Origin of the sequence: Rhizobium laguerreae (genome assembly GCF_002008165.1) — a bacterium.
In the GTDB taxonomy this organism is placed as follows: Bacteria; Pseudomonadota; Alphaproteobacteria; order Rhizobiales; family Rhizobiaceae; genus Rhizobium; species Rhizobium laguerreae.
The window spans coordinates 128855-142023 of the sequence record NZ_MRDM01000009.1; the positions used below are offsets into that span (position 1 = coordinate 128855).

Consider the following 13169-nt stretch of genomic DNA (forward strand, 5'->3'; position numbering starts at 1 on the left):
GTACTTTCATGTTGAACGCAGCGATCGACCCCGCCTCTTCCAATGATCCGACCGACGGCGCGCCGTTTTCCGGCTTTGCCCCACCGATCCGGCCGCAATCCGAACTTCGCCAAGCCATCACGGCAGCCTATCGCCGGCCGGAAACCGAATGCCTGCCGCCGCTCGTTGCAGCAGCGCGCGTCTCCGAGGCAAAACGCTATGACATTCGCAGCACGGCCCGCAGCCTGATCGAGGCGTTGCGCGCCAAGCACAAGGGAACCGGTGTCGAAGGGCTGGTACAGGAATACTCGCTTTCCAGCCAGGAAGGTGTGGCGCTCATGTGCCTTGCCGAAGCGCTGCTGCGTATTCCCGATACCGAAACCCGGGATGCCTTGATCCGCGACAAGATCGCCGAGGGCAACTGGACCTCCCATATCGGCGGCGGAAAATCCATGTTCGTCAACGCCGCCACCTGGGGGCTCGTCGTTACCGGCAAGCTCACCTCGACAGTCAACGACCGAAGCCTGTCGGCAGCGCTGACGCGGCTGATCGCGCGCGCCGGTGAGCCGGTCATCCGTCGCGGTGTCGATATGGCGATGCGCATGATGGGTGAGCAGTTCGTCACCGGCGAAACGATTGCGGAGGCGCTGAAACGCGCCCGGCCGCTGGAAGCACGCGGCTTCCGTTATTCCTACGACATGCTGGGCGAGGCCGCGACGACGGGCGCCGACGCCGAGCGTTATTACCGGGATTACGAAAAGGCGATCCACGCCATCGGCAAGGCGTCGGACGGGCGCGGCATCTACGACGGCCCGGGCATTTCAATCAAGCTTTCGGCCCTGCATCCCCGTTACGTGAGGTCGCAGGCCGGCCGGGTGATGAGCGAGCTGCTGCCGAAGGTCAAGGCGCTGGCCGTTCTCGCCAAGACCTATGATATCGGCCTCAATATCGACGCCGAGGAGGCCGATCGGCTGGAGCTTTCGCTCGACCTCCTCGAGGAGCTTTGCTTTGCCCCTGATCTCGCCGGATGGAGCGGGCTGGGCTTCGTCGTGCAGGCCTATGGCAAGCGCTGCCCCTTCGTCCTCGACTATATCATCGATCTCGCACGCCGCTCCGGGCGCCGGGTCATGGTCCGTCTCGTCAAGGGCGCCTATTGGGATGCGGAGATCAAGCGCGCCCAGTTGGACGGGCTCGACGACTATCCGGTCTATACCCGCAAGATCTACACGGATGTCGCCTACGTCGCCTGCGCGCGCAAGCTGCTCGACGCTCCAGATGCGGTCTTCCCGCAATTTGCCACCCATAATGCGCAGACGCTCGCCACGATCTATCGTCTGGCGGGTCCTGATTTCACGGTCGGCAAATATGAGTTCCAATGCCTGCACGGCATGGGCGAACCGCTCTACGACGAGGTCGTCGGAAAGGAAAAACTCGACCGGCCCTGCCGCATTTATGCGCCTGTGGGAACGCATGAGACGCTGCTCGCCTATCTGGTTCGACGCCTTCTGGAAAACGGCGCCAATTCCTCCTTCGTGCACCGCATCTCCGATCCGAATGTCTCGGTCGAGGCGCTGATCGCCGATCCCGCGGAAATCGTCGCGGCCATGCCCGTTATGGGCGCGCCCCACACGCAGATCGCCTCACCAAAGGCTCTTTACGGCAACGCCCGGGCCAATTCCGAAGGTCTCGATCTCTCGAACGAGGCCACCCTTTCGGATTTGGCTGAGGCGCTCATCTCCACGGCTGCTGCCCCGTGGCATGCGCTTCCCCTCCTTGCCGACGGCTCTACGGAGGGGGTGACGCGCGATGTTCTCAATCCTGCCGATCACCGGGATGTCGTCGGCACAGTGACCGAGGTGAAGGTCGAGGAGGCTGCGCGCATCGTTCGCATGGCGGCCGAGCATGCGCCGCAATGGGCCGCCGTGCCGCCGGCCGAGCGTGCCGCCTGCCTGGAGCGGGCGGCCGACATCATGCAGGCCCGCATCAAGGTGCTGATGGGCATCGTCATGCGCGAGGCCGGCAAATCGGCGGCCAATGCCGTCGGCGAGGTGCGTGAGGCGATCGACTTCCTGCGCTACTACGCCGAGCAGGCGCGCAAGACGCTCGGCCCCTCGCATGCGCCGCTCGGCCCGGTCGTCTGCATCAGCCCGTGGAATTTCCCGCTGGCGATTTTCACCGGACAGGTCGCCGCAGCCTTGGTGGCCGGCAACCCCGTGCTTGCGAAACCTGCCGGCGTCACGCCGATCATCGCTTCGGAGAGCGTCAAGATCCTGCACGAGGCGGGCGTGCCTGTCGGTGCTTTGCAGTTCGTGCCCGGCAGCGGCCGTCTCGGCGCCGGCATGGTCGGTGCGGAGGAGACGGCAGGCGTCATGTTTACCGGGTCGACCGAAGTTGCCCGGATGATCCAGGCACAGCTGGCGGAACGACTGTCGGTGAGTGGCAGGCCGATTCCGCTGATTGCCGAGACCGGCGGCCAGAACGGCATGATCGTCGATTCCTCGGCTTTGGCCGAGCAGGTGGTGGCCGACGTCATTGCGTCTGCCTTCGACAGCGCCGGTCAGCGCTGCTCGGCGCTCCGGGTTCTCTGCCTTCAGGACGATGTGGCCGACAGGACCCTCGCCATGCTGAAGGGCGCCTTCCGCGAGCTGACGATCGGCCGTACGGACCGGCTGAGCATCGATGTCGGCCCAGTCATCAACGATAGCGCAAAGACGGAGATCGACCAGCATATCGAGCATATGCGCGGCTTGGGCCGCAAGGTGGATCAACTGCCGCTGCCCGAAAGTGCAGCGGCAGGGACCTTCGTTCCGCCGACGATCATCGAGATCAAATCCCTGGCAGACCTGACGAGGGAGATCTTCGGCCCGGTGCTGCACGTTATCCGTTTCAAGCGAAACGGGCTCGACCGTCTGATCGACGACATCAACGCGTCGGGTTATGGTCTCACATTCGGGCTTCACACCCGGCTTGATGAAACGATCGCGCATGTGACCAGCCGCATCAAGGCAGGAAACCTCTATGTCAACCGCAACATCATCGGCGCCGTCGTCGGCGTGCAGCCGTTCGGCGGCCGCGGCCTGTCGGGAACGGGTCCGAAGGCCGGCGGTCCGCTTTATATCGGCCGGCTGGTGCAGCGTGCGCCCGTGCCGCCGCAGCAGGATTCCGTCCATACGGACCTTGCCCTTCGTGACTACATTGTCTGGCTCGACAAGAAGGGCTTGTCGGGCGAGGGGGAAGTGGCGCGTGGATATGCGAGCCGCTCGGCGCTCGGGCTCGAACGCGAACTCACCGGTCCGGTGGGCGAACTCAATCTCTACGCGCTCCATCCCCGCGGTCGTATTCTCCTCGTGCCGCAGACCGAAGGCGGGCTTCATCGCCAGATTGCTGCAGCCCTATCGACCGGCAACCACATCGTCGTGGACGTGGGTTCCCTATCGAAATCCGTCCTGGCGGATCTTCCGGCGGCTGTCGCCGGCCGGATTTCCTGGACATCGGATTGGGAAAAGGACGGGCCGTTCTCCGGTGCGCTCGTCGAAGGGGATCGCGACAGGGTCCACGCGGCCAATAAAAGGATCGCGGCACTGCCCGGTCCGCTTCTGTTGGTCCAGGCCGCAAGCACCGATGAATTGGCGAGCGATCCCGAAGCCTATTGCCTGAATTGGCTGCTGGAGGAGGTGTCGACGTCGATCAACACCGCGGCCGCCGGCGGCAATGCGAGCCTCATGGCCATCGGCTGAGTAACAGGCCGAGGGCGCAGAAAATGCGCCCTCGGCCGCATATCGCATGCGCCGATGTGCCCATAAAGAAGCCCATCCCAAGGATGTTCATAGGGCAAAGGCCGTGTTCCGGCGTGCAGTGCGCGAAAAAGCCGCTTGACAAAAAGCGATCGCCGCGACTATTGGGTAATCGATCACCCAAGGAGGATGATGCCGATCGTGGCTGTATCTCTTTCTGACATCGCGGAACGTGCGGGCGTCTCTGTAAAGACGGTTTCCGGCGCATTGCACGGCGGCTCTGCCCGCATGTCGGACGATACGCGCCAAAAGGTCAAGGCCATTGCGGAAGAGCTCGGCTACGTAACCAACTTTGCGGCGCGCGGCGTGCGACAGGGCTGGCTGCCGCTGGTCGGCGTCGTCTCCGACGGTCTCATCACTTCGCCTTTCGCCACCGAGATCGTACGTGGCCTCGACGGGGCGGCCCGCAGCGCCGGCATGGCGGTCTTTGCGGTCAACCATCGCAGCGGCCAGTCTATCGGCTCGGTGCTCGACGAGGTGCAGCACTTCCGGCCGCGCGCCGTTGCATATGCCGCCATGTACCACAAGGATGTCGCCCTGCCGGACAGGTTGGCGGGCGCCGTCGGCGTCATGATCAACTGCCGAGAGGCTGCCGGCCGCGTCACCGCGCTGGTCCCGGACGAAGAGGGCGGCGCGCGGGAGATCGTGCGTTATCTCCTCGTCGCCGGCCGCCGGCGCATCGCCTTCATCAACCTGCCGGGCATTCTCGCCGGCACGCTACGCGAGATGGGGTTTCGTGCGGCGCTTAAGGAGGCGGGCATCGACCCCGTCGGCGTGTTTCCGGCGGTGCGCCGCAGCGTCTACAGCGACCGCGCGCCAAGCCTTGTTGCCTCTCATGTAGAGGCGCTTCTGAAATCCGGTCAACGGCCGGACGCCATCCTGTGCGGCAATGACCGCGTAGCGATGGAAGTCTACGCGGCGCTTGCCCGCGCCGGCCTTCGCATTCCGGATGATATCGCGGTGGCAAGCTTCGACAACCAGGTCGAGATTGCCTCGCGGCTGGACCCGCCATTGACGACGATGGCCCTGCCGCACCGCGCCATGGGCCGCCTTGCCATGGAGATCCTCCTGGCCGAGCAGCCCGAACCGCCGCATCTGCATAAACTGCCGTTCCATCTGGTCGAACGGGCATCCGTCTGAACATCGAGTGTCTAACAGGAGGAGAATATCAATGAGCATTTCAATGGGTAATCGTTTACTTTCAGCAATCCTAGCGTCCGCCGCGCTGGTCGCGACCGCCGGTTTCGCCGAGGCGAAGACCGTCATCCACGTCATGCACCAGGGCGATCCTGGCTGGGTGAAGGCCTATGGCGACGTTGCCGCCCGCTTTGAGGCCGCCAATCCCGATGTCGACATCGAGATGATCTACGCGCCGCACGATGCCTATAACGAAAAGTTCAGCGCCGCCGTCATGGCCAAGCAACTGCCCGATATCATGGAACTCGATGCTCCGTTCCTCGCCAATTATGTCTGGTCCGGCTATCTGCAGCCCGTCAAGCCGCTCATTGACAAGGACCTGCTCGATGACATGACGGATTCGAATATCGCTCAGGGCACCTATCCGATCGACAAGGACCTCTATGCGATCGGCCTCACCGACTCCTCGGTCGTGCTCTACGGCAACAAGAAGTATCTTGAAGCCATTGGCGCCCGCATTCCGAAATCGGTCGACGATGCCTGGACCCGCGAGGAATTCGAAGGCTATCTCGAAAAGCTTTCCAAGCTCGAAGGCGTGAAGTGGCCGATCGACACCTTCCGAGGTTACGGCATCAAGACCGAGTGGATCACCTATGCCTACGGCCCACTGCTCGAAAGCGCCGGCTGCGACCTGATTGACCGCAAGACTTGGAAGGCCAGCGGCACGCTCGACGGCGAGGCCTGCGTCAAGGCGCTGACGATGATGCAGGACTGGGTGAAGAAGGGCTGGGTCGTACCGACTTCGTCGGGCACCAACCAGTTCTATGCCGAGGAACAGCCGGCCGCGCTCGCCATGGGCGGCCACTGGTTCTACGCGGAGGCATCGGCAGCGATGAAGGACAATATCGTCGTCATGCCGCTGCCGAAGATCGGCGACAAGGGCGTGAGCCCGAACGGGACCTGGATCTGGGGCGTTTCCGCGACCTCGGAAAACCCTGAGATCGCCGGCAAGTTCCTGAGCTTCCTGCTGAAGGACAAGGAGTACCGGGAGTACGCCAAGACCCAGTCCGCCTATCCGGGCTTGAAGAGCTTCGCCGCCGGTTCCCCGCTCTATGCGGAAGGCGGTCCGCTCGCCGTCGCCTTTGAGCAGGCTTCCAAGACCGCGATCGCCCGTCCGCCGCACCCGGCCTATCCGACGATCACTTCGGCCTTCATGCAGGCCGTCGACAAGATCTTCAACAAAGGTGACGCGCAGGAAGCGCTGACGGCCGCCGCCAAGAAGATCGACGAGGATATCGAGGACAACGCCGGCTACCCGCCCTTCGACGAGCAGCAGTAAGGGGTTTTGACGGGCCGGCTCGTCCTGCCGGCCCCTGAACCATCTCGGGAGGATGACCGATGAGGAGGAAACAATGACTTTGCAACAGACCTCCACGCCCGCTTTGCGACGTCCGGCCAAACGCCGCGACAACAAGCGGCTCTGGCAGGAAATGGCGATGATCGCGCCTGCCTTTCTGCTTATGGCGATATTCCTGATCACGCCGTTCCTCTTGTCCTTCTGGACGGCGATGACCAACCAGCCGCTCGTGCCGCGCCCGACGCCGGTGCGCTTCGTCGGCCTCCTGAATTTCGAGCGCGTCTTCACCGATCCGCTGTTCTGGACCTCGCTGTGGAACGTCACGCGCTTCACCGTCTGGGTGCTGCCGCTGCAATGCGGCCTCGCCTTCCTGACCGCGCTGCTCTTGCATCAGAAGCTGCCGATGCAAAACCTGCTGCGCGGCCTGTTCTTCCTGCCGGCGATCACCTCCATGGTGGTGGTCTGCGTCATCTGGGGCACGCTGTTCCAGTATCCGAGCGGCCCGCTCAACCAGATCGCCGGTTTCCTTTCCGGCGGCACGATCCAGCCGATCGATTGGCTCGGCGACCCCAACTGGGCGATGTTCTCCATCGTGTTGCTTTCAGCCTGGCAGGCCTATGGCTTTCAGATGATCATCTATCTCGCCGGCCTGCAGGGCATTCCCGAAGAACTATACGATGCAGCCCGCATCGACGGGGCAAGCGCGCTGCGCCGCTTCTGGCACGTCACCATGCCCGGTCTTCGCCCGACCCATGTCTTCGTGCTGGTCATCACCACGATCCAGGCCTTCAAGCTCTATACGCAGGTGGCAATCCTCACCCAGGGCGGCCCGAACGAAAGCACCGAAACCGTTGTCCACTACATGGTGCGCGCCGGCTTCGAGGAGCAGAAACTCGGCTACGCATCGGCCGTGTCCGTCATCCTCTTCGTCATCGTTCTTCTGATCGCGCTCCTGCAACGCAAACTCCTGAGGCGCTTCGATGTCTGATCTCGCTTTGACCCAGCCCGCCTCCCTGGCAATCGCAAGGGGCAACGGCAAGAGAGGCCTGCGCATCGTGCAGAGCCTCTGCATCCTGGTCATCGCGCTGGTGATGATCTCGCCGCTGTTCATGCTGCTGATCGCCAGCCTGAAGGACGACCGCTTCCGCATCCTCGCCGACATGGGCAGCTTCCGCGCCTTCTGGGTCAGCGACCCGACGCTGTCGAACTACCAGGAGATCGCCCATTTCTCCGGCGAGTTGGCCTATGGGCGATATCTTTTCAATTCGCTGGTGATCCTCGTTGCCACAGTCGTCTCGGGTCTGGTCGTCAATTCCATGGCGGGCTTCGTTCTGGCCTGGGGCTCGCTGCGCGGCAAGGCGGCGCTCTTGGCGCTGGTCGTCGCGCTCTATGTCATCCCGCAGGAAAGCATCATCATGCCGCTCGTCGTCATGATGTCGCGGGCGGGGCTGACGGATACCTTCGCGGTGCAGATCCTGCCCTGGGTGGCAAGCCCGCTCTATGTCTTCCTCTTCTACCAGTTCTTCGCGCAGCTGCCGAAAGAACTCTATGAAGCGGCGGAAATGGACGGCGCATCGGTCTTCCGCATCTACCGGTCGATCTACATGCCGCTCAGCCTGCCGGCGCTCGCCACTGTCTCGATCCTCATGGGCATCGAAAGCTGGAACCAGTATCTCTGGCCGACGCTGGTCACCCAGACCGACTATGCTCGGCCGATTGCCGTCGCCATCGCCACCTTCTTCGGACAGGACAGCATCTACTGGGACCGCGCCATGGCCGCTTCGGTGCTGATGATGATCCCGGTCCTCATTCTCTATCTGGCTTTCCAGCGCTGGTTCGTCAGTTCATTCGTCGGCTCCGCCGTGAAAGGTTGATCATGTCTCTGCAGGCAAAATCCGAAACGTCAGCACCTCAGGCCATTGAAGCGGAGCTGCCCGAAGGCACGGTGCTGCATCTCTGGCTGAAGGCGCGCCATGCCGGCGGCGAGGCGAAGCTCTTCGTCGCCGTTGATGGCGACGACATCGGCGAGCCCTCGACCCGCCGCACGGGGGAATTTGAGTTCTTCGCTGTGACGCTCGCGAAGGGCGGTCGTGCCACGCTGTCCTATGATGCGACAACCGCTGCACTCTCCGTCGCTTATGCCTTCCGGCCGGAAACCGTGATGAAGGAGGGCATCTGCGTCTTGCACAGCGATGCCCGCACGGCCGCCCCCGACGTGCCCGACAGCTATCATTTCCGCCCGCCCTTCGGCTGGATGAACGATCCGAACGGTTTTGGACGGTTCGGCGGAAATGCTCACCTCTTCTACCAGCATTATCCCCATGAGCCGCGCTGGAACACCATGCACTGGGGCCATGCTGTCTCGAGGGATTTCGTCCGCTGGACACATCTGCCCATGTTCCTCTTTCCGGCGGCGCATCTATCGGAAAAGGACGATGGCCGCGGCGGCGCCTTCTCTGGCTCGGCGATCCCCGGCATCGGCCCAGAGGGCGAGGAAATCCGCGTCTTTTACACCGAGCATGTGCGTGACCGGCAACCGGAAGAGCAAATCCAGCTTTCAGCCGTCAGCCGCGACGGCATCGTCGCCGGCCCGTCGGAAATCGTGATGCCGCTGCGCCCGGAAGGCTTGAACCTCACCACCGATTTCCGCGACCCCTATGTCTTCAAAGGCCCGGACGGCCGCTGGAAGATGCTGCTCGGCAGCCGCGACAGGCAGGGCGGCGTCGTACTGCTCTATGAAACCGCAGACCCGCAAGGCGCCGATGGCTGGACCTTCCTCGGCATCCTCCATCGCGAGGACGGTTTCGGCATGACGGCGGCGGAATGCCCCTGCATGGTGCCGCTTTCCGACAAAAACGCAGAAACCCGCTGGGCGCTGATCTTCGGTCTGCTCACCAGCCGCGACCCGGCCACCGGCCGCCGCAACCTCACCTCCGTCACCGTCGGCGGTTTCGATGGCCGCACCTTCACTGCGGAGTTCGAGCAGGAGTTGGATTTCGGTTCGGATGCCTATGCCTTCCAGGCCTTCGTTGATGGCGACGAGCCGGTCGGCATCGCCTGGCTAGCCAACTGGACGGATTTTTCCAAGAAGGACGATTTCCCGACGGCCATGACCCTGCCGCGCCGCATGCTTCTCGACGGCGACACCGTGCTGACCCCGCCGGTCGCAGCCGTCGAAAGCCTGCGTCATCAGTTGCTGGATGACACCGCGCTTGCCGCCGGCAAGACCGTGCCGCTCGGCACCGGCGCCGTCGAGATCGTACTTGATCTCACCGAGCCGGGCGCCGCCTTCGATCTCACCTTCGATCATCCGGATGTCGATCTAGGCGTTAAACTCGATGCCGATGGTCTGGCGATTGTCTTCGACGTTCGTACCGGTATGGCGCCGCCACGTTACGTCGCCGCTGGCGCGAAACCGTCGAGCCTGCGCATCTTCCTCGATGCCGGCTCCATCGAGGTCTTCGCTGACAACGGCCGCTGGACGGGGTCCAAACGCATTCCGGGCTTTGCCGCCGCACGTTCGGCAACGCTCGCCGGCGCCGTCGCCGGGGCCAGCGTCTGGCAATTGAAACTGTGAGGGAGGACAGACAATGGCATCGGTAGCAATCGACCGGGTTCAGAAGCAATACGGCGCGGCCTCGGTTATCCACGGGGTTTCCGCAGATATCGAGGACGGTGAGTTCGTCACGCTCGTCGGGCCGTCCGGCTGCGGCAAGTCCACGCTTCTGCGCATGCTGGCGGGGCTAGAGGATATCAGCGGCGGTGAAATCCGCATCGACGGTCGCGTCGTCAACGACGTCGCGCCGAAGGAGCGCGATATCGCCATGGTGTTCCAGTCCTACGCGCTCTATCCGCACATGACGGTGCGCGAAAATATGGGCTTTGCCCTGAAGCTGCAGGGGCGCGATAAGGCGACAATCAACAAGCTGGTGAGCGAAGCCGCCGGCATTCTCGCACTTGAACCCCTGCTGGAGCGCCTGCCGAAACAGCTTTCCGGCGGCCAGCGCCAGCGCGTCGCCATGGGCCGCGCCATCGTACGCCATCCGAAAGTGTTCCTCTTCGACGAGCCGCTGTCCAACCTCGACGCCAAGCTGCGGGTGACCATGCGCAGCGAGATCAAGGAGCTGCATCAGCGCCTTGGCACGACCATCGTTTACGTCACTCACGACCAGATCGAGGCGATGACCATGGCCGACAAGATCGTCGTCATGCGCGCCGGCCGCATCGAGCAGATCGGCAAGCCGCTCGATCTCTACGACCGCCCAAATAACACCTTCGTCGCCGCCTTCATCGGCTCGCCGTCGATGAACCTCTTCGAGGGTGGCGTCAGCGGCGGCGGCTTCCGTATCGAAGGCGGCGTTTCCCTGCCGCTTCCGGCGCAATTGAGCCACAGCGTGGCACGCACCTACGGCATCCGCCCGGAAGACCTCGACATTGCAGAGACGGGCATTCCGGCCACCGTGCTGACTGTCGAGCCGACAGGTGCGGAGACCCATCTTTCGGTGCGTGTCGGCACGCAGACGGCAACCATCGTGCTGCACCGGCGGGTGGATTTAAAGCCGGACCAGCAAATCGACCTCGCGCCCAAATCCGAGAAAGTCCACCTCTTCTCCGCCGAAGGCCGACGGATAGACTGATCTCCCGGCGCCCGCCGCCGAACCGCGTCCGTCAATTGACGGACGCGGTTCGGTTTCGGAGCCATCCAGGCTTGCCACGTCTTGATTTTGGGTGTCCGGCCTTTCATTGATCGAATTGACCAACTGCGCGGCGATGTGTTGCCACGGGTCAAATCTCTTGAAGAGCAGATCGGTTGTGGTCATGCCGCCGCGCGCCATCCATTGCGGATATGGCGGTAGCCTTCGCGGTAGACCGCTTCCGGTGTCTCGGAAAAGTCGCGCCAGACCTTTGTGGCGGCGGCGAGTTCCTTGAGCGCCCGACCGAAGGCCTCGATTGTCAGCCACCCGTCGTAGCCGCTCGCGCGTAGTGCCTTGAACGTCTCGGCCCAGGGAATGTTGCCACGCCCTGGTACGCCGCGGTCGTTCTCAGAAATGTGGACATGCACGATGCGGTCACTGTTTCGTGTGAAGGCGCCGATGGGATCGGCCTCTTCAATATTGCTGTGGAAGGTGTCGTACATGGCGCGGATATTCGGGTGTCCGACCGCGTCGATATGGGCCCCAAGGTCGTCCATCGTGTTGAACAGGTAGCATTCGAAGCGGTTGAGCGCCTCAAGCCCGATCGTGACGCCGTGCTTTGCTGCATGATCGCCGATCGCGCGTTGCGAGGAAACCGAGCGCTTGAGTTCCGCCGCGCTCGGCCCGCTTCCGGAAAATTTGCCGAGCGTCGAATGCAGCGGCCCGCTCAGCATCGTCGCCCCAAGCGCATCGCTGCAGTCGATGGCCCATTTCACGAAGTCGATGCCGCGCTTGCGGGTCGCGGCGTCGGGGGCGATCAGGTTCATCTGCGGGTCGCCCATAGCGGAAACGGCGGTCCGTTCTAGGCCGATCCGGTCGAGCAAGGCCCCCAGCCGCCGGTAGTCGTCGGGTGCGCCCGAAAAGATCGGGATCTCGACACCATCAAACCCCGTGGCCTTGATATCGCGCAACAATGCCTCGTGTTTGCTGCCGACAGCTGTCGTCCAGAGGAACATGCACATCCCGATCTTCATCTCTCCCCCCTTCGCCTTGCGGCCATTGCGCGGCGGCTTAAGCCGATCAACATCCTCAGATCTGGTCATACCAAATTTGCGCATCAGGTCAAGCTGCGGTGCTCGCCGCTTGGAGCCAGGATTCCGTGCATAAGCGGTGAAATGTCGCAATAAACAACCGAATGCGCCGGATGTATCGGTGTTTCAAGGCCGTCTTGCAGAGGCTCGGGAATTGGGTTAGATCTTTCAGACAACGAGAATTGGCCAAACCAGATTGCAGCAGCAACGGGATTGGCCAGCGATAAGGTGACGTTTCGATGCCAAGCGGCTGTCGAGCGTGGCCGCAACAGCCTAGGAGGAACCTCATGCATCTTTCCACACACAACTGGATGCGGGCGGAACCGCTCGCCGTCACGTTGAAGCGCATCAAGAAATATGGCTACGAGAGCATCGAGATATCCGGCGAACCGGCACAGTACGACGTCAAGGAGACGCGTGCGCTGCTGAAGGAGCATGGCATCCGCTGCTGGGGCGCCGTTACGCTGACGCTCGGCGAGCGAAATCTTGCCGCCAGGGATGAAGGCCAGCGCGCCAAGTCGGTGGACTATGTCAAGAGCGTCATCACCATGGTCAGCGAACTCGATGGCGAGATCGTCACCCTGGTGCCGGCCACCGTCGGCAAGGTGGTGCCGGATGGGACCGAGGAGGAAGAGTGGACATGGGTGGTGGACGCTACCAAGGAGTGTTTTGCCCATGCGCAGAAGAGGGGTGTGCGCATTGCCGTCGAGCCGCTCAACCGTTTCGAGACCTATTTCTTCAACCGTGCCGCCCAAGCGCTGGCGCTCGCCGATGCCGTCAGCCCCGAATGCGGGGTGTGCCTGGATGCCTTCCACCTGAACATCGAGGAGGAAGACATGTATGAAGCGATCCGGCTCGCGGGAAAGCGCCTGTTCGATTTCCACGTCGCCGATAACAATCGTTTTGCCGCCGGCCTCGGCCATCTCGACTGGCCAAAGATCATCGGCACGCTGAAGGAGATTGGTTACGACGGCGCCGTCACCAACGAATTCGTCGCTCCGGTCGACCGGACGCCCGCCGCCAAATATCCGGACATGGTCGAGCGCAACCCCGTCGATATTCCCCCGGAGCAGCTGAAATTCATCCAGGACCACGGCTCGAGCCTTCTCACTGAGAAGTTCTACGACGATCAGATGCGGATCACTGCCGAGACGATCCTGCCGCTGATCAAGTAACG

The 13169-nt window shown here is 62.9% G+C and carries 9 protein-coding genes; 8 read left to right on the forward strand and 1 reads right to left on the reverse strand.

The window, feature by feature from the left end:
- Window positions 1-8: 8 nt before the first annotated feature.
- The 7 genes from putA (at window position 9) to BS630_RS06940 (ending at window position 10904) form a co-directional block, all read left to right on the forward strand.
- Window positions 9-3716, forward strand: coding sequence for a trifunctional transcriptional regulator/proline dehydrogenase/L-glutamate gamma-semialdehyde dehydrogenase (gene putA, locus BS630_RS06910; RefSeq protein WP_077976807.1), 3708 nt, complete (start codon window positions 9-11; stop codon window positions 3714-3716).
- Window positions 3717-3902: 186 nt separating this feature from the next.
- Window positions 3903-4913 (forward strand): LacI family DNA-binding transcriptional regulator, encoded by a 1011-nt coding sequence (locus tag BS630_RS06915; protein ID WP_077976808.1) that lies wholly within the window; start codon window positions 3903-3905, stop codon window positions 4911-4913.
- Window positions 4914-4956: 43 nt separating this feature from the next.
- Entirely contained in the window at window positions 4957-6249 is a 1293-nt protein-coding gene (locus tag BS630_RS06920; protein ID WP_077977042.1) for an ABC transporter substrate-binding protein, read from the forward strand.
- Window positions 6250-6322: 73 nt separating this feature from the next.
- Window positions 6323-7255, forward strand: coding sequence for a carbohydrate ABC transporter permease (locus BS630_RS06925; protein WP_077976809.1), 933 nt, complete (start codon window positions 6323-6325; stop codon window positions 7253-7255).
- Window positions 7248-8141: a carbohydrate ABC transporter permease gene (locus BS630_RS06930; RefSeq protein WP_077976810.1), complete on the forward strand. Its 894-nt coding sequence runs from the start codon at window positions 7248-7250 to the stop codon at window positions 8139-8141. The genes BS630_RS06925 and BS630_RS06930 overlap by 8 nt, the downstream gene beginning before the upstream one ends.
- Before the next feature lie 2 nt (window positions 8142-8143).
- The gene (locus tag BS630_RS06935) at window positions 8144-9844 is read left to right on the forward strand and encodes a beta-fructofuranosidase (protein ID WP_077976811.1); all 1701 of its coding nucleotides are present in this window, start codon (window positions 8144-8146) and stop codon (window positions 9842-9844) included.
- A 13-nt stretch (window positions 9845-9857) separates the two neighbouring features.
- Window positions 9858-10904, forward strand: coding sequence for an ABC transporter ATP-binding protein (locus BS630_RS06940; protein WP_077976812.1), 1047 nt, complete (start codon window positions 9858-9860; stop codon window positions 10902-10904).
- 179 nt (window positions 10905-11083) lie between these two features.
- Here the strand turns inward: BS630_RS06940 and BS630_RS06945 are convergent, their stop codons facing one another.
- Window positions 11084-11935, reverse strand: coding sequence for a sugar phosphate isomerase/epimerase family protein (locus BS630_RS06945; RefSeq protein WP_077977043.1), 852 nt, complete (start codon window positions 11933-11935; stop codon window positions 11084-11086).
- A gap of 344 nt (window positions 11936-12279) precedes the next feature.
- On the opposite strand from BS630_RS06945, the gene BS630_RS06950 reads away from it, so the two are divergent.
- On the forward strand, window positions 12280-13167 hold the full coding sequence (locus BS630_RS06950) for a sugar phosphate isomerase/epimerase family protein (protein ID WP_077976813.1): 888 nt from the start codon (window positions 12280-12282) through the stop codon (window positions 13165-13167).
- The last annotated feature ends 2 nt before the right edge of the window (window positions 13168-13169 follow it).